The sequence below is a fragment of the Shinella fusca genome, assembly GCF_014203155.1.
In the GTDB taxonomy this organism is placed as follows: Bacteria; Pseudomonadota; Alphaproteobacteria; order Rhizobiales; family Rhizobiaceae; genus Shinella; species Shinella fusca.
Genome location: NZ_JACHIK010000008.1, coordinates 147,898 through 172,797 on the forward strand (window position 1 = coordinate 147,898; position 24,900 = coordinate 172,797).

General features: G+C 66.1%; 24 protein-coding genes. 6 read left to right on the top strand and 18 right to left on the bottom strand.

What is annotated here, in order from left to right:
- Positions 1-113: 113 nt before the first annotated feature.
- Entirely contained in the window at positions 114-1,109 is a 996-nt protein-coding gene (gene corA / locus HNQ66_RS13540; RefSeq protein ID WP_184144690.1) for a magnesium/cobalt transporter CorA, read from the top strand.
- 47 nt (positions 1,110-1,156) lie between these two features.
- Here the strand turns inward: corA and HNQ66_RS13545 are convergent, their stop codons facing one another.
- From HNQ66_RS13545 to HNQ66_RS13570, 6 genes are all read right to left on the bottom strand, one after another.
- A complete protein-coding gene (locus tag HNQ66_RS13545) occupies positions 1,157-2,002 on the bottom strand; it encodes an MOSC domain-containing protein (protein ID WP_184144691.1) in 846 nt (281 codons plus the stop codon).
- A 79-nt stretch (positions 2,003-2,081) separates the two neighbouring features.
- Positions 2,082-2,735: an HD domain-containing protein gene (locus HNQ66_RS13550; protein WP_184144692.1), complete on the bottom strand. Its 654-nt coding sequence runs from the start codon at positions 2,733-2,735 to the stop codon at positions 2,082-2,084.
- 16 nt (positions 2,736-2,751) lie between these two features.
- Positions 2,752-5,502 carry a DUF2339 domain-containing protein gene (locus HNQ66_RS13555; RefSeq protein ID WP_184144693.1) on the bottom strand — a complete coding sequence of 917 codons (2,751 nt, stop codon included), beginning with the start codon at positions 5,500-5,502 and terminating at the stop codon, positions 2,752-2,754.
- 93 nt (positions 5,503-5,595) lie between these two features.
- Positions 5,596-6,105 carry a PaaI family thioesterase gene (locus tag HNQ66_RS13560; protein ID WP_184144694.1) on the bottom strand — a complete coding sequence of 170 codons (510 nt, stop codon included), beginning with the start codon at positions 6,103-6,105 and terminating at the stop codon, positions 5,596-5,598.
- Entirely contained in the window at positions 6,102-6,866 is a 765-nt protein-coding gene (gene recO, locus HNQ66_RS13565; protein WP_184144695.1) for a DNA repair protein RecO, read from the bottom strand. Before recO ends, HNQ66_RS13560 begins: the two co-directional genes overlap by 4 nt.
- A gap of 46 nt (positions 6,867-6,912) precedes the next feature.
- Complete coding sequence (locus HNQ66_RS13570) at positions 6,913-7,401, bottom strand: SRPBCC domain-containing protein (RefSeq protein ID WP_184144696.1); 489 nt, start codon at positions 7,399-7,401, stop codon at positions 6,913-6,915.
- Between the two features lie 66 nt (positions 7,402-7,467).
- On the opposite strand from HNQ66_RS13570, the gene HNQ66_RS13575 reads away from it, so the two are divergent.
- On the top strand, positions 7,468-7,791 hold the full coding sequence (locus HNQ66_RS13575) for an ArsR/SmtB family transcription factor (RefSeq protein ID WP_184144697.1): 324 nt from the start codon (positions 7,468-7,470) through the stop codon (positions 7,789-7,791).
- Positions 7,792-7,820: 29 nt separating this feature from the next.
- On the opposite strand, the gene bla is transcribed toward HNQ66_RS13575, so the two are convergent.
- Positions 7,821-8,711, bottom strand: coding sequence for a class A beta-lactamase (gene bla / locus HNQ66_RS13580; protein ID WP_184144698.1), 891 nt, complete (start codon positions 8,709-8,711; stop codon positions 7,821-7,823).
- A 141-nt stretch (positions 8,712-8,852) separates the two neighbouring features.
- Positions 8,853-11,162, bottom strand: coding sequence for a Tex family protein (locus tag HNQ66_RS13585; protein WP_184144699.1), 2,310 nt, complete (start codon positions 11,160-11,162; stop codon positions 8,853-8,855).
- 245 nt (positions 11,163-11,407) lie between these two features.
- Between HNQ66_RS13585 and HNQ66_RS13590 the strand changes: the two genes are divergently transcribed.
- Together HNQ66_RS13590 and HNQ66_RS13595 are read left to right on the top strand one after the other, a co-directional pair.
- Entirely contained in the window at positions 11,408-12,457 is a 1,050-nt protein-coding gene (locus tag HNQ66_RS13590; protein WP_184144700.1) for a polyamine ABC transporter substrate-binding protein, read from the top strand.
- The gene (locus HNQ66_RS13595) at positions 12,444-14,804 is read left to right on the top strand and encodes an EAL domain-containing protein (RefSeq protein WP_184144701.1); all 2,361 of its coding nucleotides are present in this window, start codon (positions 12,444-12,446) and stop codon (positions 14,802-14,804) included. The genes HNQ66_RS13590 and HNQ66_RS13595 overlap by 14 nt, the downstream gene beginning before the upstream one ends.
- A 190-nt stretch (positions 14,805-14,994) precedes the next feature.
- Here the strand turns inward: HNQ66_RS13595 and era are convergent, their stop codons facing one another.
- The 8 genes from era to rpoZ form a co-directional block, all read right to left on the bottom strand.
- Positions 14,995-15,939: a GTPase Era gene (era, locus tag HNQ66_RS13600; RefSeq protein ID WP_184144702.1), complete on the bottom strand. Its 945-nt coding sequence runs from the start codon at positions 15,937-15,939 to the stop codon at positions 14,995-14,997.
- An 8-nt stretch (positions 15,940-15,947) separates the two neighbouring features.
- The gene (rnc, locus tag HNQ66_RS13605) at positions 15,948-16,667 is read right to left on the bottom strand and encodes a ribonuclease III (RefSeq protein ID WP_184144703.1); all 720 of its coding nucleotides are present in this window, start codon (positions 16,665-16,667) and stop codon (positions 15,948-15,950) included.
- Positions 16,664-17,407 carry a signal peptidase I gene (gene lepB / locus HNQ66_RS13610; RefSeq protein WP_425503357.1) on the bottom strand — a complete coding sequence of 248 codons (744 nt, stop codon included), beginning with the start codon at positions 17,405-17,407 and terminating at the stop codon, positions 16,664-16,666. The genes rnc and lepB overlap by 4 nt, the downstream gene beginning before the upstream one ends.
- Positions 17,408-17,500: 93 nt before the next feature.
- Positions 17,501-17,911 (bottom strand): holo-ACP synthase, encoded by a 411-nt coding sequence (gene acpS / locus HNQ66_RS13615; protein WP_184144705.1) that lies wholly within the window; start codon positions 17,909-17,911, stop codon positions 17,501-17,503.
- Positions 17,908-18,477, bottom strand: coding sequence for a DUF2062 domain-containing protein (locus tag HNQ66_RS13620; protein WP_184144706.1), 570 nt, complete (start codon positions 18,475-18,477; stop codon positions 17,908-17,910). The genes acpS and HNQ66_RS13620 overlap by 4 nt, the downstream gene beginning before the upstream one ends.
- 105 nt (positions 18,478-18,582) lie before the next feature.
- Positions 18,583-18,735 carry a DUF3563 family protein gene (locus HNQ66_RS13625; protein WP_184144707.1) on the bottom strand — a complete coding sequence of 51 codons (153 nt, stop codon included), beginning with the start codon at positions 18,733-18,735 and terminating at the stop codon, positions 18,583-18,585.
- A gap of 167 nt (positions 18,736-18,902) precedes the next feature.
- On the bottom strand, positions 18,903-21,131 hold the full coding sequence (locus tag HNQ66_RS13630) for a RelA/SpoT family protein (RefSeq protein WP_184144708.1): 2,229 nt from the start codon (positions 21,129-21,131) through the stop codon (positions 18,903-18,905).
- 109 nt (positions 21,132-21,240) lie between these two features.
- Positions 21,241-21,642: a DNA-directed RNA polymerase subunit omega gene (rpoZ, locus tag HNQ66_RS13635; RefSeq protein WP_184144709.1), complete on the bottom strand. Its 402-nt coding sequence runs from the start codon at positions 21,640-21,642 to the stop codon at positions 21,241-21,243.
- A 411-nt stretch (positions 21,643-22,053) separates the two neighbouring features.
- Between rpoZ and HNQ66_RS13640 the strand changes: the two genes are divergently transcribed.
- Both HNQ66_RS13640 and HNQ66_RS13645 read left to right on the top strand, forming a co-directional pair.
- On the top strand, positions 22,054-22,629 hold the full coding sequence (locus HNQ66_RS13640) for a LabA-like NYN domain-containing protein (protein WP_184144710.1): 576 nt from the start codon (positions 22,054-22,056) through the stop codon (positions 22,627-22,629).
- 164 nt (positions 22,630-22,793) lie between these two features.
- Positions 22,794-23,267 carry a hypothetical protein gene (locus HNQ66_RS13645; RefSeq protein WP_184144711.1) on the top strand — a complete coding sequence of 158 codons (474 nt, stop codon included), beginning with the start codon at positions 22,794-22,796 and terminating at the stop codon, positions 23,265-23,267.
- Positions 23,268-23,331: 64 nt separating this feature from the next.
- Here the strand turns inward: HNQ66_RS13645 and smpB are convergent, their stop codons facing one another.
- The gene (smpB, locus tag HNQ66_RS13650; RefSeq protein ID WP_184144712.1) at positions 23,332-23,811 is read right to left on the bottom strand and encodes an SsrA-binding protein SmpB; all 480 of its coding nucleotides are present in this window, start codon (positions 23,809-23,811) and stop codon (positions 23,332-23,334) included.
- Positions 23,811-24,695 carry a 4-hydroxy-tetrahydrodipicolinate synthase gene (gene dapA / locus HNQ66_RS13655; RefSeq protein WP_184144713.1) on the bottom strand — a complete coding sequence of 295 codons (885 nt, stop codon included), beginning with the start codon at positions 24,693-24,695 and terminating at the stop codon, positions 23,811-23,813. The genes smpB and dapA overlap by 1 nt, the downstream gene beginning before the upstream one ends.
- Positions 24,696-24,900: the final 205 nt, after the last annotated feature.

A 24,900-nucleotide genomic window follows, 5' to 3' on the forward strand; every position in this document is an offset into this window, starting at 1 on the left:
CCGGATAGAAAAATGGACCCCGACAGTCGACGATCGAGAGCAATCGAGCGGCCCATCCGGTAAAGCCTTGCGGCTTCCTCCGGACGGCGAGAATGCCCTCAAAGGAGTGAAGCATGCTGCAAATCTATGCCCGCAGGGCGGACCGCTTCTGCCTGCGCGAAATTTCCAACCCGGCCATCGAGCAGGCGGTCTCCCCTGCCCTCTGGTATGACCTGCTCGATCCCGCGCCCGAGGAGGTGCGGGAGGTCGAAGCCGCGCTCCACATCACCGTCCCGAGCCGGGAGGAGATGGAGGACATCGAGCTTTCCGCCCGGCTCTACCAGGAGGACGGGGCGGAGTTCATGACCATGACGATGCTGACCAACCTCGACGGCGACGAGCCGGCCAAGACGCCGGCGACCTTCATCCTGCGCGGGGCGACGCTGGTGACGGTGCGCTACACCGACGCCAAGCCCTTCGCCACCTTCTGCGCCCGGGCGCTGCGCGGCAACGGCCACAGCTACCAGTCGGGCGGCGATGTCATGCTCGGCATCATCGAATCGGTGATCGACCGCATGGCGGACGTGCTGGAACGGCTCGGCAACGAGATCGACGCCATCTCCCGCGAGGTCTTCCGCAGCAAGACCGGCACTTCCTCCGGCAACAAGACGCGCGACCTCGAGGCGCTGATCGAGCAGCTCGGCCGCAAGGGCGATTTCCTCAGCGGCGTGCGCGAAAGCCTCGTCAGCACCTCGCGCCTCGTCGCCTTCCATGCGGCGATCGACAATCCGGCGCGCCGCCCCTCCAAGGAAATCCGCCAGGTGATGAAGCTCGTGCAGCGCGACGCCTCCTCGCTCGGCGACCACGCGGCCTTCCTCTCGGGCAAGATCAACTTCCTGCTCGACGCGACGCTCGGCCTCATCAACCTCGAGCAGAACCAGATCATCAAGATCTTCACCGTCGCCTCGGTCGTCTTCCTGCCGCCGACGCTCGTCGCCTCGGTCTACGGCATGAACTTCGAGCTGATGCCGGAGCTGCAATGGCACCTCGGCTATCCCTGGGCGATCGCCATCATGATCCTCTCGGCGCTCGTGCCCTTCCTCTACTTCCGCCGCCGAGGCTGGGTGTAGGACCGGCCGCTCTTCAGCCCATGCCGGCCTGAACGATCTGTCCGAGCTTATCCCCGCACCTTCAGCGGCCACCGTTCGGTGCGCGTCTTCACCACGCGCACCGGATCGCCGAGGCGGATTTCGCCGGTGGCGCGCGGCACCATGTTCCAGCCGAAGAGCACGCCGGGCACCCGGCGGTCGGCGGACATGCGCTTTTCGGCAAGGCCCTGGATGGGGTTGCCGCCGATCCGCTCGCCGGTCATCTGGTCCTGCGTGGTCATGATGCAGCGCGCGCAGGGCTTGACGAGGTCGAAGGCAATGCCGCCCACCTCGATCGTCTCCCAGAGGTCTTCCGCCCAGGGCTCGTCGTTCTCGACGAGGATGTTGGTGCGGAAGCGGTCCATGCCGACCGGCTCCTGCCCTTTTTCCACGAGCGTGCGGTTGAGGTCGGCCAGCGAGCCGGTGGTCGTCACGAGGGCGGGAAAACCGTCGACGAAGCCGACGGGCGTGGGGCTGCCTGCCCATTCCTCGCCCTCGGCGCGGTGCGAGAGCGCATCCATGTATACGAGCTTCACCGGCCGGGCGAACCAGTCCGACAGCACCTCGTTCACCGCCTCGTCGGCGACCGACGCGCTGACGGGGCTGTCCCACACGAGCACGTCGAGGCGGTCTTCGGGCTCGAAGCTCGCGAAGAGCTGGCGGCCCTCCATTCCCAGATGCAGGCTATCGCCTACCGCCGTCGCTTCCATGCGGGCGAGCGCCTGCAGTTCGCGCTGTGTGATGAAGCGGCCGTCCGGCTCGACGATCATGTAGCGCCGGTCGCCGGCAAGGCCGTCGAGGCGCACTTCCGCCGTTTCGAGCGGAATGGCCCGGGCGCTCTTCAGCGGGTGGATGTTGAGGCCCACGACCTTCATGGGACGACCCTTTCCTGACATTTCGATTCAACGCGCTGGCGAACCGATTCAATCCGGCAGCACAAAAGCATGTTTTTCCTCAGATTTCATCCAGAAGCATGGCGCGGATCGCCCTCAGGCGCTCCGTGCGCTCCTGCGCCATGCGCGCACCGGCCGCCGTCTGGAAGCCGTCTGCCAGCTTGAAGAGCTTCACCTCGAAATGGTCGATGGCGAAGACCTTGTCGTCGAGGGGGCGGTTTTCGGCGAGCGGGTCGAGCGGATCGTAGAGGCCGCTGCCCATGCGCCCGGCAATGTAGAAGCAGCGCGCCGCGCCGACCATGCCGATGGCGTCGAGCCGGTCGGCATCCTGCACGATCTTCGCTTCCAGCGTCTGCGGGGCAAGGTTTGCGGAAAAGCTGTGGGTGAGGATGGCATGGGCGACGGCGGCGACGTCTTCCGCGTTCCAGCCCTCGGCGGTAAGGAGGCCAGCAGCCTTTTGCGCGGCGAGGCGCGAAGCTTCGGCGCGCAGCGGCGAGTTCTTCTCCACCGCCACGCAATCGTGCAGCAGCACGGCGGCGGCGAGCAGCCGCAGGTCCCCGCCCTCCTCCGCCCGGATGCGCCGGGCGTTCTTCCACACGCGGATGAGATGGGCGGCGTCGTGCGAGCCGTCGTCGGCCGAAAAAGCCTGTGGCAGCAGGCGTTCGGCAAGGCCGTCGAGCGGCGAGAAGGCGGCGGCAAGGCAAGTGAAGGACATGGGCGTTCCTAGCCGGTCACGCCTTGCCGTTCAATTCCGCCTTTTCGCCCGTCCCGGACTTTCCGGAGAGGATCTTCTGGTAGAACAGGCCGATGCCGATCAGCACCGCGCCGAGCCCGATGAAGGAGAGCGCGCGCAGGATGCCTTCGAGATTGGACATGTCGATGAGGAAGACCTTCACCACCGCGATCAGCACGAGGCCGGCCGAGGCGAGGCGGATGGCCTTGGAATCGGCCTTCGAGCCGACCGCCAGAAGCAGCACGCCGAGCAGCAGCCAGACGACGGAATAGGTATAGGTCTCCGGCTGGAGGAAGCCCTTCCAGCCGGCGATGCTCTCGCCGTGCCAGTAGCGGCGCACCGAGAGCGTCACCCAGGCGAAGACGAGCGCGACGCCGGTGAGCGCCAGCGCCATCACATAGGGCGCCGGCCGGCGGCCGCGCGCATAGTAGGCAAGGCCGCCATAGGCGATGCCCGGCAGCAGGTAGCCGACGAGAAGGAGGTCGAGCACCGGCCACTTTCCGAGGAGTTCCCCGGTGAAATAGGGATTGAGGCCGATGAAATGGGCGCTCAGCACCGAGAGCATCGAGAGGCCGCCGACGACCATCGAGCCGTAGCGGAAGACCGGGCTCGGCGATTTCAGGTCCAGCGACATCATGATCGCCGAGGCGCCGATGACCAGCAGCGTGTAGATCGCCTGCTCGCCGAGCGTCGGCACGGCGCTGTCGAGCACGCCGCCGTTCATGCCGTGGCGCACGAGGATCGCCGCCGTCAGCAGGAGGAAGAGGCTGGCGAGCGCCTGCAGGAGATTGCGGATGCGTTCGCCCGGCCAGCGGCGCAGCTCGAAGGCGGAAAGCGCCAGCAGCAGGGCGGGAATGCCGTAGCCGGCGAGAAGCTGGTTGAAGACCGGCGTTTTCGAGAGGTTCGCCGCACCGACGATGGTGGGCTCCCATGCGATGCGGCCGGCGATGACCGCCGCCGCGCCCGCCATCAGCCAGGGCAGGACCGGCCAGGGGCGAAGGCGTGTCGAAAAGACCGCGGCCGCGCCGAGCAGCGCGACGCCGAGCGTCGTCGCAAGCCCACTCGTCATGGCGTGCAGCGCCAGCACGAGGAAGGCGAAGCCGCCGGCGGGAAGCGCCCATTGCGGGATGAAGAGGCCGTCCGTCTCCTGCCGTTCACGGGAAAAGACCTCCGCCATGACGAAGAAGACGAGGCCAAAGACCAGCGCGAAGAGGCCGTGCTTGAGGTCGAAGCCGAGATCGCCGAAGCAGAGGAAGCTGATCGTGGCGATAACGAAGGGAACGGCCGGCGCCAGCACGCTCCACACCGTCGCAAGCGCCTCTCCCATGCGCTGCCGCACGCCGGCAAGGCCGACGGCGGCGAAAAGCGCGGCGAAGGAAAGGAGCAGGTTGACCGGCACGGGCCCAACCAGCAACGCGGCGCCGTCGAATGTCGGCGACGTAAGGGAGCCGAGGGCATCGACCAGACCGTTCGGCAGCACCGCCATCGCGGCGGTGCCGGCAACGGCTGCAAAGGCCGAAAGCAGCGCCGGGTAGATCGCCCAGCCGCGCAGAGCGCCGAGGGCGGCGAGCGCCAGCACGACGGCGGCGAAGCCGTAGTCCGCATGGGAAATCGACGGCATGCCGCCGGCCAGCACCAGCGCCGGGAAGGCCATGGCGAGCGCGCCCGTCAGCGAGACGGCGACGGCCGGCGGGGCGAAGAGGCGGCCGAGCAGGTCCGCGGAGGCCGCGCCCTGCGGCATCTCTTCGGCAGCAACGTTGCCCGGCCAGACGAGGCCGTGGCCTAGGGCGAGCACCAGCATGGCCATCAGCACCGGCAGGGCATCCGGGGCGGCGGCCTGCGAGAGGTAGAGCAGCGCCCAGAGCAGCATGCCGGCATTGGCGAGCGCCGGCACGACCTGCCAGCGGCCGATGCGCGCGGCGGCGAAGGTGGCGAGCCACGCGACGCAAAGGAAACCGAAGAGCGTCCAGGCGCTCGGCCTGTCGGTCGCCACCAGCGCCGGCGTCATCATGGAGGCGAGGAGGCCGAGGCCGGCGAGCGCCTGCCCATGCAGCAGCGACAGGCCGATGGTCGCGAAGGCGACGGCGGCGAGCAGCACGAAGGCGGCAAGCGGCCCGATATAGGCATAGACGCCATAGGCGACATAGGCGACGGCAAAGAGCGTGATGGCGCCCGCCGCCGTCAGCACGCCGGGGATCATGGCATTGCGGAAGGCATTGGCGATGAGCGGCTGAGTCCGCCGGCGCACGGCCTCGCCCGCCACCATCAGCACAAGGCCGAAGACCGCGGCGAGCGACAGGCGCACCGCCGGGCTCAAAAGCCCCGCCTCGATGGAGTATTTCACCATGAAGATGCCGCCGAGCGCGAGCGCGATGCCGCCCACCCAGACGGCCCAGCGCGCACCGATGCGGCTTTCGAAGCTTTCCTTCGGTTGCACCGGAGCGGCGGCAGCGTCTTCCGCAGTCTCGCTCGCCGCAAGAGCCTCCGCCGGCACGGCGGGTTCGCCGCCGACGATCGCCCCGCCCTTTTCCGCTTCGTCCACCGGGCCTGCGGCCCATGGACCGGCGACTTCCGTCTCCGGTTCTTCCGGCTCCGTTTCGGCCTCTTTCACCACGCCGCCGGCCTTCAGGGCCTCCACCTCCTGCCGGAGGCGGTCGACCTCTTCGCCGAGGGTCCGTGCGCTGCCGCGCGCGATGTTGAGGGCGTAGATGGCAAGGCCGAGGGCGACCAGGGGCAGGATTTCGAACATGAAGACTCCAACGCGGCACGAACGGCGCGCAGACTACCCGGTTTCGCCCAAACGCCAAACCGGGGACGTTTCAGCCCCGCGATCTCTTCGCGGTCAGCGTGTCAGGTTGTCGATGGGGAAGATCGCGCAGGTTTCCGTACCGTGAGCGAGCAGCTTGCCGTTCGCATCGCGAAGCCACGCCTCGGAGGTGGCGATGGTGCGGCCGCGATGGACGATCTTCCCCTCGCAGAAGACCTCGCCCATGCCGGGCAGGACGGGGCGCACGAGGTTCACCTTGAACTCGATGGTCGTATAGGCCTCGCCCGGCCTGATAACGGAGAAGACGGCGCAGCCGAGGGCCGAATCCATCACCGTCGCCGTCCAGCCGCCATGCACCGTGCCGAGCGGATTGAGGTGATCGGCGGACGGCAGGCCGGCGAAGACCACGCGCCCCTCCTCCACCTCCGTCATGCTGAAGGCGAGCGTCTTCGCCATCGGCGGGGCGGGAAGTGTGCCGGCCAGCATGGCTTCCAGCACCTTCAGGCCGCCGTCGCGCTTCACCACGTCGAGCGGCAGCGTGCCGACGCCGCCGACCGTCAGCCCCGGATAGATCTCGACCGTCATGCATGTGCCTTTCGGGATTGATCGTTCTGCGGCGTGCCGAGCGCCTTCAGCGCCGCCTGCACGAAGCCCTCGCGGGCGCTGGCAAGCTCCAGCCCGCGCGGCTCGCAGACATGCCGGTTGAGGAAGAAAGCCGTGAGGCGGAAACCGTCCGCAAGCGCCACGGCATCGGCCGCATGCCGGCTCTCGTCGCGCAGGAACGTGGGCAGCGCCAGCATCTTGTCCGCCCAGGGCGCGCCCGCCCCGCGCGAGACGGCGCGGCCGGATTTCGGCGAGACGTAGCAGAGGTCGTCCCGCGTGCCCGTCGCCGCGCATTCGAGAAGGTCGAGGCCGAAGCCGAGATCGTTGAGCACGGCAAGCTCGAAGCGGATGAAGAGCTCGCCGGCATCGGCCGGCTCGTGCAGGTGGTCGAGGATAACGGAAAGCGCCTCGAAGAGATGGGGGTGCGGATCGCGCTCGGGCAGGAAGCGCAGAAGAGCGGCCATGGCCTGCACGCCGTAGACGGCCGTCGCCGTCTCCATGAGCCGACCGGCGCGCAGCGTCATCGGCTCGATTCGGAACTCGCCGAGATGCTCGTCGAGCCGCGCCCGCCAGGTGACCTCCACCGAATTGCCCGGCTGGAGAACCGGCTGCATGGTGCGCGAGCGCCCGCCGCGCACCATGCCGAGATGCCGCCCGCGCCCGCGCGTCATCACCTCGGCGATCACCGACGTCTCGCCGTGGCGCCGCACGCCCAGCACGATGGCCTCGTCACTCCATTGCATGGCGAAAGCCTTACGCCCTCGCCCTGCCGGGAGCAAGCCGGCGGCGTCAAACGAAATCCTGCTGCTCGGCGGTGACGACGCCCTGCATCTCGCTCGGATAGTAGCCCTCGCGCAGGTTGATGCCGTATTCCAGGTAGGCCTTCATGCAGGCGAGCATCTGCGACCAGCCCTCGCAGTTCATATAGGAGGATTTCTGGCCGCGCGCATTGTCCCTCCATCCGGTCTCGGCGATGGTGACCATCGTGCCGCCGTCCTCCAGCGGCTGGAAGCGCATCTCGACGCGGGTCTTGTAAGGCGCCTCGCCCTCCTCGACCATCGCATCCCAGCGCAGGACGATCAGCGCGTCCTTCTCCACCTTCTCGACGACGACCGGGGCCATGCCCCACCAGGTCACCGTCGTGCCCTCGGCGAGCGGCGCGCTCGCCCCGCCGACGGTGGTGAAATAGCCGCTCAGCTTTGCCGGATTGACCACGGCGTCGAAGACCTCGGCGACCGGCTTGCCGATACGCCCGTTCACGCGAAATTCCAGCGTCATGCCGTCCTCCTCCGGGCGTACCGCCCCTGCCTTGTGAAGTGTCACAATATGTTATAAAAACATAACATGTCAAGCGAATCGCAACAGGATGCCGTCTTCAAGGCGCTCGCCAATGCACGGCGGCGGCAGATGCTGGATGCGATGAAGGACGCGCCGCTGACGACGGGCGCACTCTGCGAAAAGTTTTCCGACATGGACCGCTGCACGGTCATGCAGCACCTGAAGGTGCTTGAGGAAGCGGACCTTGTCATCCCCCGCCGCGAGGGCCGCGAGCGCTGGAACCATCTCAACGCCCTGCCGATCAAGGCGATCCACGACCGCTGGATCAGCCAGTATGCCGGCCACGCGATGAACGTGCTGTCGGCATTGCAGGGCGAAGCGGAGGCGTGAGGCGCCGCGCTTCGGCGGCGCCCTCCGTGTCAGGCCTCGGCGGCGATGCGGCCGATCTCGGCGATGACGGCGTTGCGCTCGTCGCCGGAAATGCCTGGAATCTCGCAGAAGGCGGTGACGACGACAGCGCCACGGTCCGGCGTCCAGGCCACGGCGACGTCGTTGGCATTGCCGGCCTTGTCGCCGTTGGTGCCCGTCTTGTCGCCGGTCAGCCATGTCGCCGGGAAACCGGCGCGCAGGCGCGTGTCGCCGGTCTTGTTCATCACCAGCCAGGCGGCAAGCTGGGCGCGCGAGGGCCCGGAAAGAACAGCCTCGAACAGCAGCTTGCGCAGCGTCCCGGTCATGGCCGCGGGCGTCGTCGTGTCGCGCTCGTCACCCGCCTTGTCGTGATAGTTGAGCGCCGGTTCCGTTCGGTCGAGCCGGGTGACGGTATCGCCGAAGCCGCGCAGGAAGGCGGTGACGGCCTCCGGGCCGCCCGAGGCGCCCAGCAGCAGGTTGGCGGCGGCGTTGTCGCTGAGGGTGATGGCGGCCTCGCAGAGTTCGGCAACGGACATGCCCTCGCCGACACGCTTTTCCACTGCCGGCGCCCAGTCGATGATATCGGATTTCTTCACGACGATCCGCCGGTCGAGCGCTTCCTGCTTGCCGTCCACGCGGGCAAGGACATGGGCCGCCAGCAGCGCCTTGAAGGTGCTGCACATCAGGAAGCGCTCACCGGTGCGATGGCCGATCTGCACGCCCGTTGCGAGATTATGTATGGCAACGCCGATGCGGCCCCTGTGGCGCGCCTCGAGCGCGGCAAGCCGCTGCTCCAGCGCGCCGCCCGAGGCCGCCGCCGCCGGTACCGCCAATGCGGAAACCGCGGGAACGGCAAGAAGGGCACCGGCGATTGCCTGCCGGCGTGAAATCGTGATCGTCATATGTCTTTTTCCTGCCTGTCGCGCACCGGGGCGCACCGCGCCGCCGGCCCCGTTTGAGCCCGCCCATGCCGCGACTATGCGCAAGGCCATGGGCCGGGACAAACGACGATTTCTGCCGGCAGCCATTAGGAAAACTAGGGCTTACTTCCGCTTCATCGCCTCGGCCAGCGCCGCGCCGAAGGCGCCCTGCGCGGGGGCCTCGCGCTTCGGGGCGGCCTGGCTGAACTTCGGCTTCATGCCCACGTTGCGGTCGTTCCGCGGGGCATTGTCGCGCCCGGCGGGAGCGGCGCCGTCCTTGCGCATGGAAAGGCCGATGCGTTTGCGGGGCACATCCACCTCGGTGACGCGCACCTTCACGACGTCGCCGGCCTTCACCACCTCGTGCGGGTCCTTGACGAAGCGGTCGGCGAGCTGGGAGACGTGCACGAGGCCATCCTGATGCACGCCGATATCGACGAAGGCGCCGAAGGCGGCGACGTTCGTCACCGTGCCTTCGAGCAGCATGCCGACCTTGAGGTCCTTGATGTCGTCGATACCGTCGGCGAAGGTCGCCGTCCTGAATTCCGGACGCGGGTCGCGGCCGGGCTTTTCCAGCTCGGCGAGGATGTCCTTCACGGTCGGCAGGCCGAAGCGCTCGTCGACGAAGACCTTCGGATCGAGCGTCTTCAGCGCCGCGCTGTCGCCCATCAGGGCGCGCACGTCGCGCCCGCAGGCCGTGACGATCTTCTTGGCGACGCCATAGGCTTCCGGGTGCACGGAGGAGGCATCGAGCGGCTCCCTGCCGTTCGGGATGCGCAGGAACCCGGCGCATTGCTCGAAGGTGCGCGCGCCGAGGCGCGAGACCTTCATCAGCTCCTTGCGGCTTTCGAACGGGCCGTTCGCGTCGCGATGGGCGACGATGGCTTCGGCCGAGGATTTGCCGAGGCCCGAGACGCGGGCGAGCAGCGGGGCCGAGGCCGTGTTGAGGTCCACGCCGACGGCGTTCACCGCGTCTTCCACCACGGCGTCCAGCGAGCGCGAGAGCTTCCCCTGGTCGACGTCGTGCTGGTACTGGCCGACGCCGATGGATTTCGGCTCGATCTTGACGAGCTCGGCGAGCGGGTCCTGCAGGCGACGGGCGATGGAGACCGCGCCGCGCAGCGAGACGTCGAGGTTCGGGAATTCGGCGGCAGCCGCCTCCGAGGCGGAATAAACCGAGGCGCCGGCCTCCGAGACGATGACCTTCGTCGGCTTGGGCGCGGGAAGCTCTGCCAGCATATCGGCGACCAGCTTTTCCGTCTCGCGGCTGCCGGTGCCGTTGCCGATGGCGATCAGCTCGACCCTGTGCTTGCGCACGAGGCTCGCAAGCGCGGCCTGCGTGCCGCGCACGTCGTTCTTCGGCGGGAAGGGATAGACGGTCGTCGTCTCGACCAGCTTGCCGGTATTGTCGACCACGGCGACCTTGACGCCCGTGCGGATGCCCGGGTCGAGCCCCATCGTGGCGCGCGTGCCGGCGGGGGCGGCGAGCAGCAGGTCCTTGAGGTTGCGGGCGAAGACGCGGATCGCCTCCTCCTCCGAGCGCTCGCGCATCTCCCGCATCAGGTCGAGCGAGAGCGACATGGAGAGCTTGACGCGCCAGGTCCAGCCGATCACCTCGGAAAGCCACCTGTCGCCCGGCTTCGTGCCGACCGCATAGAAGGAGGCGACGATGCGCTCGGCCGGCTTGACCGGCTCGGTGCTGTCCTGGTCGACGACGATATCGACCGACAGCACTTCCTCGTTCCAGCCGCGCAGCATGGCGAGCGCCCGGTGGCCGGGCACCGTTGCCCAGCGCTCGGTATGGTCGAAATAGTCGGAGAACTTCGCGCCCGCCTCCTGCTTGCCCTCCACCACGCGCGAGCGCAGGAAGGCGTTGTCCTTCATGTAGTCGCGCAGGCGCTTGAGAAGATCGGCGTTCTCCGTGATCTGCTCGGCGACGATATCCCGCGCGCCTTCCAGCGCCGTCTTCACGTCCGGCACTTCGGCAGAGAGGAACTTTTCGGCAAGCTCGGCCGGCACCAGCGCGCGGTCGGCAAGGATTTCATCCGCCAGCGGGCCGAGGCCGCGTTCGCGGGCGATCTCCGCCTTGGTGCGGCGCTTGGGCTTGTAGGGAAGATAGATGTCCTCCAGCTCGGCCTTGGTCGAAACGGCGGCGATCTTGGCGGTAAGCTCGTCGGTCAACTTGCCCTGCCCCGCGATGGTTTCGAGGATGGAGGCGCGGCGGGCCTCCAGTTCGCGCAGGTAGGTGAGCCGTTCGGAGAGCGTGCGAAGCTGCGTGTCGTCGAGGCCGCCGGTCACCTCCTTGCGGTAGCGGGCGATGAAGGGCACCGTCGCGCCCTCGTCGATGAGGCCGACGGCGGCGGAGACCTGCGCGGCGCTCGCCTTGATCTCGGCGGCGATGAGGTTCGCGATCTTGAGCGGGGTCGGGGCCATGTCGAACTCCTCTGGTTGCGGCCGGCGCAGGCGGGCGCGCATCGTGTGAACCTGCTCATAGAGCGCGTCCGGCGGCAGGCCAACCGCAAGGCGGCCGGCGCCTCGGCACGTCCACAATATATCACGGGACGAAGCGGGGATGCCGTATCCCGGTTGAAGAGGAGCGGCAAAGGGCTTAGCGGTTGTAACGCTTCATAAATCCTTCGCCCCTATCCTGCCCGACGTAACGGCAATGGGGCCTTGGCATGCGCGGCGCACTTCTTGCAGCAGTCTCTCTGACGGCCCTCGCCGCGGCCGGTCCCGCCGGGGCGACCACGCTCAACCTCCTCATATGGGAAGCCTATATCGACGAGCAGATCCTTGCCGATTTCACGGCCGAGACCGGCATCGAGGTGCGGCAGACCTTCTACGACAGCGGCGATGCGCGCGACGAGATCCTCGCCGACCCCAACAGCAATGTCGACGCGGTCGTGACCAACGAGAACGGCGCCAAGCTCTACGGCAACCGCGGCATCATCATGGCGCTGGATGCGGCCAACGTGCCGGCTTTGAAGGACTATGCCGAAAGCTGGACGAAGCGCTGCGGCGGCTATGGCGTGCCCTATCTGTGGGGCACGATGGGCATCCTCTACCGCTCCGACAAGGTGACGACGGCGCCCGCCTCCTGGGCCGACCTCATGAAGCCGGCCGAAAGCCTGCGCGGCCATATCGCCATGTACGACGACCATGCGGAGGCCTTCGTCGCCCCATTGGTGCTGCTCGGCAAGTCGGTGAACGCCAACGACAACGAATCGCTGAAGGCCGCCTACGCGCTGATGAAGGCGCAGGCGCCCTACGTGCTGACCTACGACTACGTCATCACCTCCGTGCAGAGCCCGGACAAGGGCCCGAACATCTACATGGCGCTCGGCTACAGCGGCGACCAGTACACGCTGAACGACAAGGTGAACGCGCCGGGCCTCTGGCGCTACGTCGTGCCGAGGGAAGGCACGCTCTCCTGGCTCGACTGCATCACCGTCAGCGAGCGCTCGGGCAACAAGGAACTCGCGCTCAAGCTCGTCGACTACATCAGCAACGCGAAGAACGGCGCGCGCAACGCCCTCAAACTCAACATGCCGACCGCAAGCACCGCTGCGCTGGCGCTGCTTCCGCCGGACGTCCAGTCCAATCCCGAAATCTATGCCGCACCGGAAATCCTGGCCAAGAGCCAGCTTCAGGAGGAACTGACCGTCGAATCGGTCCAGGCCCGCCGCCGCATCATCAGCAGTCTGGCCCAACGCAGTGACGCTCGGTAAACGCGCCCTCGCCCTCATCTTCCCGGTCATTCTTTCAGGCTACGTGCTCGCGGCCTCCCTGATCTACTACGTGCAGAGCTCGTCGATCCTCGGGCTGGAGCGTGCGCGCCTGTGGCAGCAGATGGGCCTCCTCACCGCCGTCTTCCAGAACGACGTGACGCAGAACCGCAGCTTCATCTATTCGCTCGTCGAGGGCGGCGCGGTGCGCCTCTTCATCAACGAGCGCGACCCGGCCTACCGCAGCACGGCGCTCGGCGTCCGGCTGCAGCAGTCCATCACCTCCCTTTCGGACGACCAGAGGCGCTTCATCTCGGTCGCCATCATCCGTCCGCCGCTGACGGTCGATTACTATTTCGAGGACAGCGACGACCCGTTCGCGCAGATCACGCCCCAGCAGCTCGATCATGCCCGTCAGGTAATCGCCAGCCCCCGGCTCTCCTCCTGGTCCTATCTGGACGAGCCCGGGCTCGATCCGCTCATCGTGCATTCGGAATTCATCGATCCCCTGACCTTCAACCGGCCGGTGGCGAGCGCCAAGGGCGGCGCCATCCTCGTGCAGACCGCCGTGCGGCCGCGCGCCTTCCTCGACATGAAGCGCGGGCTCGAAAAGGAATACGGCGCGGCGATCGAGATCAGCCGCCACCAGTTCCTCTCGCAGGGCGCGCTTTCGGCCACGGCAACGCTCGGCCCGTCGCTGTTCGCGCGGCTGACGCCCGATACCGTCTTCCTCGAAAACCGGCTCCGCACGCTGAAGACCCTGCTCGCCGTCGGCGCCATCGCCCTCAGCCTGTGCACCATCGGCCTCGTGCTGCTGCTCGTGCGCCGCTACATCACCAATCCCATCGCCCGCCTCGACCGCCAGCTCACCGACGTCATGACCGGCAGCCGCAGCGCCCTGCCGGACATGCACGAGGCCGGCGAGATCGGCCGCCTCTCGGTCAACGTCAAGCGGCTGCACGACCATTCGATGAAGTCCTTCGACCTCGTGCAGAACGCCTCCTGGACGGATACGCTGACGGGCATCTCCAACCGCGAATATTTCAACATCCGCTCCACGCAGATCCTTGAAGAGGCCGAGGCCGAGGATCTCGGCTGCACGCTGCTCTTCATCGACGTCGACAACTTCAAGTTCGTCAACGACAAGCACGGCCACAAGATCGGCGACGAGCTTTTGAAGACGCTTGCTGCGCGCATCTCGGCCATCGTCACCCGCATCACGGCCGCAAACGGCCTGCCGGAAGGGCTTTTCGCGCGGCTTTCGGGCGACGAGTTCGCCATCATGCTGCGCTGCCAGCCGGGTTGCGGCACGATCACGCAGATATCGAACGAGATCCTTTCGCTCTTCGCCGAAGGCTTCGAGGTGCTGGACAAGGCCTATCCGGTCACCGCCAGCATCGGCATCGCCGTCTATCCGGAAGACGCCCATACGCTTGCCGAGCTCATCGCCAATGCGGACGCGGCCATGTACCAGGCGAAATCCCAGGGCAAGAACGGCTCGGCCCGCTACTCCCGCTCGCTGCACGAGAAGCGCAACCGCCAGCGCCGCATCGAGGAGGAACTGCGCGTCCTCAACCCCGACGAGGAATTCCACCTCGTCTACATGCCCATCGTCGACGGACACGGCAAGGTGACGGGCTGCGAGGCCCTTCTGCGCTGGACCTCTCCCCTTCTCGGCCGCGTGACGCCGGACGAATTCATCCCCATTGCCGAGACGACCGGCCTCTTCAGCAAGATCGACTGGTGGGTGATCGACCGCGCGATGGCCGAATACGGCCATATCCGCAAGCTCTTCGGCGCCGAGACGATCCTGTGCATCAACATCTCGTCCGCCGAGCTCTACACCAAGTCGATCAGCGACCATTTCTGCGACTGCGCCGACCGCCACGGCGTCGATGCGCGCATGATCGAGATCGAGCTGACGGAGACCTTCGCGGTAAAACTCGGCGAGCAGTCACGCCGCAACATCGACATCCTGCGCGCACGCGGCTTCCGCATCTCCATCGACGATTTCGGCGCGGGCTACACGTCCGTGCAGCAGATCATCGAATACCCGGCGGAGACCATCAAGCTCGATCGCGAACTGGTCGAGAGCCTGACCCGCTCGGCGGCGCTGCCGACGCTGCGCGCGCTCGTGGCGCTCTGTCATGCGCAGGACATGTCGGTGATCGCCGAGGGCGTCGATACGACGGAGAAGATGACGCTGCTCGCCGCCGCCGGCTGCGACTTCTACCAGGGCTACCTCATCAGCCGCCCCCTCACCCTCGAGGAAATCGGCGTCTGGGCCATGCAGCGGATGATGGAAAAGGCTCGCGAGACGATCAGCGCGGGGCAGCGGGCGCGGGCTTGAGAGGGGAGGCCCCTCCCCAACCCCTCCCCACAAGGGGGAGGGACTTACGATGCCGCCCCGACATGCATTCCTCATGACGCTCCGACTAGCAGAAACGTTGCAAAGAGCATGCGGCGGCACGGCAGGTTAAGTCCCTCCCCCTTGTGGGGAGGGATTAGGGAGGGGTTTTTCTGAAAAGGCCCTCAGCCGGTCACGACGTCGGGAAATCGAGCCCCATCTCGCGGAAGCGGGCGGGGTCGTCGCCCCAGTTCTCGCGCACCTTGACGAAGAGGAAGAGGTGCACGGGCTGTTCGAGGATTTCCGACAGCTCCTTGCGCGAGGCCATGGAGATGGCCTTGATCGCCTCGCCGTTCTTGCCAAGGGCGATCTTCTTCTGGCTGTCGCGCTCGACATAGATGACCTGCTCGATGCGCACGGAGCCGTCCTTGCGCTCCTCCCACTTCTCCGTCTCGACATGCGAGGAATAGGGCAGCTCCTGGTGCAGGCGCAGGAAGAGCTTTTCGCGGGTGATCTCGGCGGCGAGCTGGCGCATCGGCAGGTCGGAGATCTGGTCTTCCGGATAGTACCACGGGCCTTCCGGCAGGGCGGCCGCGAGGTAGTCCATCAGGTCCGTGCAGCCCGAGCCGGTGAGCGCGGAGACCATGAAGGTGCGCTCGAACGTCACCGCCTCGTTCGCCGCGGCGGCGAGCTTCAGGAGGTCTTCGGGCCGGACCCGGTCGATCTTGTTGAGGACGAGGATCTTCGGCTGGCGGACCTCCTTCAGGCCCTCCAGGATCGTCTCGGCATCGCCCTTCAGACCGCGCTCGCTGTCGATCAGGAGCATGATGACGTCGGCGTCCTTCGCCCCGCCCCAGGCGGTCGTCACCATGGCGCGGTCGAGACGGCGGCGCGGCTTGAAGATGCCGGGCGTGTCCATGAAGACGATCTGCGCGTTGTCGTGGATGGCGATGCCGCGCACGATGGCGCGCGTCGTCTGCACCTTGTGGCTGACGATCGTCACCTTGGCGCCGACGAGGCGGTTGACGAGCGTGGACTTGCCGGCATTGGTCGCGCCGATGAGCGCCACGAAGCCCGAGCGGGTCGCGCCCTCACCGTTCGTATGCGTCTCGGCGGGGGTGTTGTGTTCTTCGGTCATGATATCCGTCAATCCGCGGCGTGGCTCTTGGGCCAGACGCCTTCGCGTTCCAGAATTTTCGTCGCGGCCGCCTGTTCGGCGGCCCGTTTCGAGCGGTCGATGCCGGTTTCCGGCGCAACGCCCCGGATCTCCACCGTCACGGTGAAGCGCGGGTCGTGGTCCGGTCCCGAACGCTCGTCCACCCGGTAGCTCGGCGTCACGCCGAAGCGGGCATGGGCCCATTCCTGCAATTCGGTCTTGGCGTCGCGCCGCGCGCCTTCCGCACGGGCGGCCCTGCCCTCCCAGTTGGAAAGGATGAAGCTGCGCGCCGCTTCCAGCCCGCCGTCGAGATAGATGGCGGCGATCAGCGATTCTACCACATCCGCCCGCACATTCAGCATGGCTTTTCCGGTGAGCTTCTTGACGTCCGCCCCGGTGCGGATGAAGCGGTGCAGGCCGAGGTCATCCGAGACGGCCGCGCAGCTTTCCGCGCTGACGAGCTGGTTGAGGCGAACGGAAAGCTCGCCCTCCTTCGCCTCGCGGAAGGTGCGGAACAGCATCTCGGCGACGCAGAGCCCGAGCACGCGGTCGCCGAGGAATTCCAGCCGCTCGTAGTTCACGCCCTTGCCGGGGCGGGCGCTGGCATGCGTGATCGCCCGGTCGAGGCGGTCCTTGTCGGTGAAGACGTAGCCGATCAGGTCCTCGAGGGCCTTGCGGTTCACGTCGTTCAGCGGGATGGCGCCCTTCATTCAACGACCTTGAAGAGCCGGTCCCACCTGAGGTTCGTCGGCCACTTCCAGATTTCGCTGAAGGAGGTGTCGTGGCCGAGCGAGAAGAAGATCAGGCTTGCACGGCCGATGAGGTTTTCGGCGGGCACGAAACCGACGTCGAAACGGCTGTCGGCCGAGTTGTCGCGGTTGTCGCCCATCATGAAGTAATGGCCTTCCGGCACGATGAATTCGCGCGTGTTGTCGCCGACCGTGCCGGGGCGCGAATCGAGCGTGTCGAAGCTGACGCCGGTGTCGAAGGTCTCGCGGAAGACAGGCACGTCCTCGCCGGTGTCGTACTGGTCGTCGGCGCGGAAGAAGCCGTCATGCGCGCGCGGCACGGGCTGGCCGTTGATGTAGAGGATGCTGTCCTTGACCTGCACATGGTCGCCCGGCAGGCCGACGAGGCGCTTGATGTAGTCGATCTCCGGGTTCGGCGGGAAGCGGAAGACGACGATATCGCCGCGCTTCGGCTCGCTCGCGAAGATGCGGCCGGAGAACAGGTTCGGCGAGAACGGCAGCGAATACTTCGAATAGCCATAGGAGAACTTGTTGACGAAGAGATAGTCGCCGACGAGCAGCGTCGGCATCATCGAGCCCGAGGGGATCGTGAACGGCTGGAACAGCAGCGTGCGGATCACCACGGCGAGCAGAAGCGCCTGAATGATGACCTTGACGTTTTCCCACAGGCCGCCCTGGGCCTTCTCGGTCTTCTCTGCCACGGCGGACTTGTCCTTATTTGCAAACATGGGGCCCTCTATAGAGGAAAGGTTGTCTATTGGAAATCATGCCGGCCAAAAAGTCGCCGGGACCGGTCATCCCGGCGTTCCGGCCGGCAGCGCCTCGATGATCACGAAGGCCTGCGCCAGCGGGAAGTCGTCGGTGATGGTGATGTGGATGCGCGCCTCGTGGCCTTCCGGCAGGAGCTGCTTCAGCCGTTCGAGCGCGCCGCCCGTCAGCCGCATGGTGGGCTTTCCGCCCGGCAGGTTGACGACGCCCATGTCCTTCCAGAACACGCCCTGCGCCAGCCCCGTGCCGAGCGCCTTGGAACAGGCCTCCTTGGCGGCGAAGCGCTTGGCGTAGGAGGCCGCGCGGTTCTTGCGCCCGTCGGATTTGGCCTGCTCGATCTCGGTGAAGCAGCGTCCGGTGAAGCGCGCGCCGAAACGCTCCAGCGATTTCTCCACCCGGCGGATGTCGATGAGGTCGCTGCCGATGCCGATGATCATGAAGGTTCTCCGGGGAAAGGGACGGCCTGGGCGGCGAGCCGCGCCCGGCGCCGCGCCTTGAAGGAACGCACGGCAAGCTGCGTGGCGGCATAGGCGAGGAAGGCCGTGAGGCCGCCGAGGAAGCCGGCGCCGATGAGCATCGGCTTCAGCACCGGCTGCCAGAGTTCGGTAAGCTGCAGGTGCTCCATGCGATGGAAGAGTTCCGCCGCGGTGATCGCCTCGGTGGAGCGGATGCCGAGCAGCGCCTCGCCGGAGCGGAAGGTGGCAAGGGCGATCAGCGGGATCGTGAGGGGATTGGCGATGGTCGTCGCGAGCGCTGCGGCAAGCAGGTTGCCGGCGATCAGGTAGGAAAGCGCCAGCGCCAGGATGATGTGGAAACCGAGCAGCGGCGTGAAGGCCGAGAAGGTGCCGGCCGCAACGCCCGCGGCCACCGCATGGGGCGAGGCGGAAAGGCGCAGGATCCTTTTGGCGAGATAGCGCGCGGGACGCGTAACCCCCTTGCGCGGCCAGAAGAATTCGCGCAACCGCTCAGGCCAGGACGGCTTCTTTCTGCGTCTGAACAACATGGTCCAGACATAGCCGATCCCTTGGTGGCATTTCAATGGCGCCGGAAGGCGCCGGGGCTGCCGGCTGTCGTGGCGCGGCCTTCCGCGCCACCCGGCCCGTCGGTATCAGTAGGAACGGCGGAAGAGGCCGCGGTCGATCTGACGCTGGCGGTATTCCAGGTCGATCCGGTCGATGGCGCCGTTGAGATAGGCCATCTCGCGCTCTTCGGTGTTCGGGATGCGCAGGGCGCGGGTGAAATTCTTGATCTGCTTCAACATGGTAAACCTCGTTCGGTTACCTCCCGACGCAGAAGATAGGAGCGAGACCCCTCCGGCACCAGCGACACTATTCCAACGCAGCCATGCGAATGACGCATAACGGCTGGTCAAAACTTGGGCAAACCTGCCTCAATCGAGGCAGGCTGCCGCAAAATTGCATGGAACCGTCAGGCGAAGACGCGGCTGATCGTCGAAACGCACTGAAGTTCCTTCAACTGGCCGATCAACTGGTTGAGCTGGCGCAGGTCCCAGACCTCGAGGTCGATATGCACCTCGGTGAAATCGGCCGCAACGCGCGCCATGGACATGGAGCGGATGTTGACGTCGCTGGTGGCGATGACCTGCGTGACCTCGGCGAGCGTGCCCGGCTCGTTCAGCGCATTGATCATGATGCGCGCCATGAAGCGGGTGTTGTTGGCCTCGTCGAGGTCCCAGCGCACGTCGATCCAGCGTTCCGGCTCGTCGTCGAACTTCTGCAGGGCCGGCGACTGGATCGGGTAGATGGTGATGCCCTTGTCCTTCTCCATGATGCCGACGATACGGTCGCCGGGCACGGCGCCGCCGGCGGAGAAATGCACTTCGGCATTGCCGGACAGGCCGCGGATCGGCAGAGCCTCGGGGCCGGTCTCCGTCTCCCCGCCCTCCAGCGCCGTCTTCGCCTTGCCGGGCAGCTTGAAGACCATGCCGGCGGCGCTGCGCATGTTGAACCAGCCGTCGTCCGAGCTGGGCTTCACTGTCACGCGCTCGTCCTGGTAGTCGGGGAAGACGGCGCGCAGCACGTCGAGCGAGGAGAGCTCGCCGCGGCCGACCGCGGCGATGGCGTCCTCCACGTCCTTCTGGCCGAGGCGGTGAAGGACGGGCTTCAGCCCGTCGCGCGAGAAGGACTTGCCGGCGCGGTCGAAGGTGCGCTCCAGGATGCGGTAGCCGAGGCCGGAATATTGCTTGCGCACGGCCGCGCGCGTGGCCTTGCGGATGGCGGCGCGCGCCTTGCCGGTGACGACGATCTCCTCCCAGGCCGGCGGCGGGACCTGGATGCCGGAGCGGATGATCTCCACCTCGTCGCCGTTGTTGAGGCGGGTGACGAGCGGCATGATGCGGCCGTTGATCTTGGCGCCGACGCAGGTGTCGCCGACATTGGTGTGCACCGCATAGGCGAAGTCGATGGGTGTCGCCCCGCGCGGCAGCGTGATGAGCTGGCCCTTCGGCGTGAAGGTGAAGACCTGGTCCTGGAAGAGTTCGAGCTTGGTGTGCTCGAGGAATTCCTCCGCATTGTCGCCCTCGGCCAGCGATTCGATCGTCCGGCGCAGCATGGAATAGGCGTTGGAGCGCGGCGACTGCACGACCTCGTCGTTGGCGCTCTCGCGGTCCTTGTAGAGCGAATGGGCGGCGATGCCGTATTCGGCGATCTCGTGCATGCGCTTGGTGCGGATCTGCAGCTCGATGCGCTGGCGGGACGGGCCGACGATGGTCGTGTGGATCGACTGGTAGTCGTTCTGCTTGGGCGTCGAGATATAGTCCTTGAAGCGGCCCGGCACGACGCGCCAGCGCGTGTGCACGATGCCGAGCGCGGCATAGCAGGCGGGAATGTCGTCGACGAGGATGCGGAAGGCGTAGACGTCGGAAAGCTGCTCGAAGGAGAGCGACTTCGACTGCATCTTGCGGAAGACCGAATAGGGCTTCTTCTGCCGGCCCTTGACGAGGGCATCCGGCAGGCCGTTGACGACCAGGAGCTCGCGCAGCTCCTCCTCGATCTTGCGGATCAGGCCCTCGTTGCGCTGGGACAGTTCCTCCAGCTTGTGCGTGACGGTCTCGTAGGCTTCCGGATTGATGTAGCGGAAGGACAGGTCCTCCAGCTCCTCGCGCATGTCCTGCATGCCCATGCGGCCGGCGAGCGGCGCATAGATATCCATCGTCTCTTCCGAGATGCGGGCGCGCTTTTCCGGCGACATGTGGTCGAGGGTGCGCATGTTGTGCAGGCGGTCGGCGAGCTTGACGAGGAGCACCCGCACGTCGTCGGAAATGGCGAGCAGCAGCTTCCTCAGGTTCTCGGCCTGCTTGGCCTTCTTGGAGACGAGGTCGAGCTTCTTGATCTTGGTGAGGCCCTCGACGAGCGCGCCGATATCCTCGCCGAACAGTTCGTCGATCTCCGCGCGCGTCGCCGTCGTGTCCTCGATCGTGTCGTGCAGCAGCGCGACGGCGATGGTCGATTCGTCGAGGCGCATGTCGGTGAGGATCGCGGCCACTTCGAGGGGATGCGAGATATAGGGATCGCCGCTCGCCCGCTTCTGCTGCCCGTGCTTCTGCATGGCATAGACATAGGCCTTGTTCAGCAGGGCCTCGTTGACGTCCGGCTTGTATTTCTGAACCCGCTCGACGAGTTCATATTGACGCATCATTCTCGGTCGGCTCCTGCCCGCTTCGCGCGGGGCAAAAAAAAGTGCGCCCCGACCTTACGAGGGGCGCACCGGCATTCGCAATATCAAAGGTTTCGGCAAGGCGCCGAAATCAGTAATCGTCGCTCTTTTCCGGCGGCACGAGGCCTTCGATGCCGGCCAGCAGCTCTTCTTCCGACATGCGGTCGAAGGCGATCGTCTCCGGCTGGTCCTCGTCCTCGTCGATGACCGCGGTCGTCGCGTCGTCGGCGATGAGGCTTGCCGGATCGGGCTCGGGCTCGTCCACTTCCACATGCTTCTGCAGCGAGTGGATCAGGTCTTCCTTGAGGTCGTCGGGCGAAAGGGTCTCGTCGGCGATCTCGCGCAGCGCCACGACCGGGTTCTTGTCGTTGTCGCGATCGACGGTGATGGAGGCGCCCTGCGAGATGAGGCGGGCGCGATGGCTTGCAAGGAGAACCAGTTCGAAACGGTTGTCGACCTTGTCGATGCAATCTTCAACGGTGACACGGGCCATTGCCTGTCCTTTGTGATCCAGAATTTCAGGAGTTTGCATGCCCGATACAGGCATCGGGCGACAAATTCAAGTTTTTCCTTCCCCCGCCCCCGCGCGCGAGGTATCGCGCCCGACACGCCAAACCCCTGATTGAGCCCTCCCCTTACGGAAGGCGGACGGGGAAAATATCGGACAAATAGGGTAAGACGCGGGAACTGTTTCTCTATTCCGAAGCTCTTGAATCTGCTGAAACGTTGCCGGCGGGAAAAATCGCCTCCGCAACCTAGATTTGCTTGGAAACGGCGAGCCTCTGCCCTAAATGATGATTATATGAAAAAGAGTTAATTCAACCGGATAGTGCATCCGGCAAGACGCTGTACGACCGAAACCCAACCGTTTTCCTCAACTTCTATTTAAAAGGATTTGCCAGATATGTTCGACCCCCGCGAGAAAATCGCCCTCTTCATCGACGGTGCAAATCTCTATGCGGCTTCCCGGACACTCGGCTTCGACATCGACTACCGCAAGCTGCTCAAGGCCTTCCAGAAGCGCGGCTACCTGCTGCGGGCCTATTACTACACCGCCCTCATCGAGGACCAGGAATACTCCTCCATCCGCCCGCTGATCGACTGGCTGGACTATAACGGCTACAAGGTCGTCACCAAGCCGGCCAAGGAATTCACCGACTCGCTCGGCCGCCGCAAGATCAAGGGCAACATGGATATCGAGCTGGCCATCGACGCGATGGAGCAGTCCGAGACCGTCGACCACCTCGTCATCTTCTCCGGCGACGGCGACTTCACCACGCTGGTGGAAGCGCTCCAGCGCCGCGGCCGCAAGGTCTCCGTCGTCTCCACCATGCAGACGCAGCCGCCGATGATCGCCGACGACCTGCGCCGCCAGGCCGACTATTTCATCGACCTCGGCACGCTCAAGGCCGAAATCGGCCGCGATCCCTCCGAGCGCCCGCAGCGCGCCGTCGAGCCCGTGGAAAGCGCCGTGGAATGAGGGCCTCCGGCGGGCGCGAACGACAGTCGGGTAACGGCGGAATGCGGCGTTTCAAGCTTCCATAAACCTTGAATCAAATCCCGTTTCCCGCCGTTAATGTTCCTCAAGACTCTGCTGATATTCCGGATACCTGAAATTCATCTCGCATCAGGACATCCGGAAAAATGGTGGACGCAGTATCGTTCTCGGGCAACAGCTATCGGGCCGTGTCGAATGCGCTCGAAGCGCGCGCGCTGGCCCCGTCCGCCGAAAGCCGGCCTGCCGCAAGCGCGCTTGCCGCGCTCGCCGTGCCGCAGCCGGTCACCCGCGTTTCCACCCCGTCCGATATGGCGGAGGAGACCGGCGATCTCGGCTTCCTCTATACGCCGGCCGGCCTGCCAGGCACATCGGCCCTGCCCGCCTATGCCGTCCCCGCCACACAGGCGACGGACCTTGAGGGGGCGAACGGCCGCAACGGGTCCGCGCGGCTTGCCGTGGAAAGCAGCGAGCTCAACGCCCTGCTGTCGTCGTTCCTGACGGCGCGCACGCCGAGCGCCAATCCGGCGCCCTCGCCGGACGTTCCGGCGGAAACGGGCAACACGGAGCTTGCCCATGCCGCCCGCCAGTCGGTGATCGCGCAGATCTACAGCCAGTTCTAGTTTTTTTGTCTTATCGCATTGTCCGCCGCCGAAGCGATTTCGCTTCGGCTGGAAAGGCTCCGCCTCAGCCGCGTTCGCGCAGCAGGCGGCCCTTCTGGCGGTTCCAGTCGCGTTCCTTCTCGGTCTCGCGCTTGTCGTGCAGCTTCTTGCCCTTGGCAAGCGCCAGTTCGAGCTTGGCCCGGCCGCTGTCGTTGAAATAGATCTTCAGCGGCACGAGGGTCATGCCCTCGCGGTTGATCGCCACGCGCAGGCGATGGATTTCGCGCTTGGAGAGCAGCAGCTTGCGCCGCCGGCGGGTCTCGTGGTTGAAGCGGTTGGCCTGGAGATATTCCGGCAGGTAGGAATTGATCAGCCAGAGCTCGCCGTCCTCGTCCGAGGCATAGGATTCGGCAATGTTCGCCTTGCCCTCGCGCAGGGATTTGACCTCCGTGCCGGTCAGCACCAGACCGGCCTCGTAGGTATCCACGATCTCGTAGTTGTAGCGGGCCTTGCGGTTCTCCGCCACGATCTTCTTGATCGTCGTCGGGCGTGCCTTCGTCGCCATCAGTTCAGAAGGTCCGCATGGCGCAGCGCCGCGTCGATGGCCGCTTCCGTCGCCGGCTCCAGCGTCGACATGAGCGGCGAGCGGACGAGGCGATTGAGGCCGCGAATGCGGTGCAGCGCATATTTCGCGCCGCAGACGCCGGGCTCCATGAAGATCGCCTTGTGCAGCGGCATCAGCCTGTCCTGGTATTCGAGCGCCTTGGCATAGTCGCCGGCAAGCGTCGCCTTCTGGAACTCGCTGCAAAGGCGCGGGGCGACATTGGCCGTAACGGAGATACAGCCGACGCCGCCATGGGCGTTGAAGCCGAGCGCCGTCGCGTCCTCGCCGGAAAGCTGCACGAATTCCTTGCCGCAGGTGATGCGCTGCTCGGAGACGCGCTCGATCTTGCCGGTCGCATCCTTGACGCCGACGATCGAGGGATGCGCCTTGTGCAGCGCGCCCATCGTTTCCGGCGTCATGTCGATCACCGAACGGCCGGGAATGTTGTAGATGACGATCGGCAGCTTCACGGCCTCGGCGATGGCCGAGAAATGCGCGAAGAGGCCCTTCTGCGTCGGCTTGTTGTAATAAGGCGTGACGACGAGGATGGCATCCGCCCCGGCCTTCTCGGCGTGGCGGGCAAGATCGATCGCTTCCTTCGTGTTGTTCGAGCCGGCGCCGGCGATCACCGGGACGCGGCGGGCGGCGACCTCGATGCACAGTTCCACGACCCGTTTGTGCTCGTCATGCGACAGCGTCGGCGACTCGCCGGTGGTGCCGACAGGCACCAGCCCGTGGCTGCCTTCGCTGATCGACCATTCGACATGCGCGGCAAAGGCCTTTTCATCGACTGCGCCGGCATCGGTGAACGGGGTGACGAGGGCGGGAATGGATCCCTGGAACATCGAGAACTCCTGAGGCCAGAGCCGCCCGGAGGGCTTACACGCTTTGGCCGTATTCCGTGGTTAAAAACGCCCGCACAATAATCATGTGACGGTGATGCGGCAAGCCGCGCGGCGGGCGTTTTTCACGCGCGGCCGGGCGGCGGCGCCCAGGGCCGGCGAATATCCGCGGCCCGCGATCCGTCGCAGGGAAAGAGGCGGCGTTCAC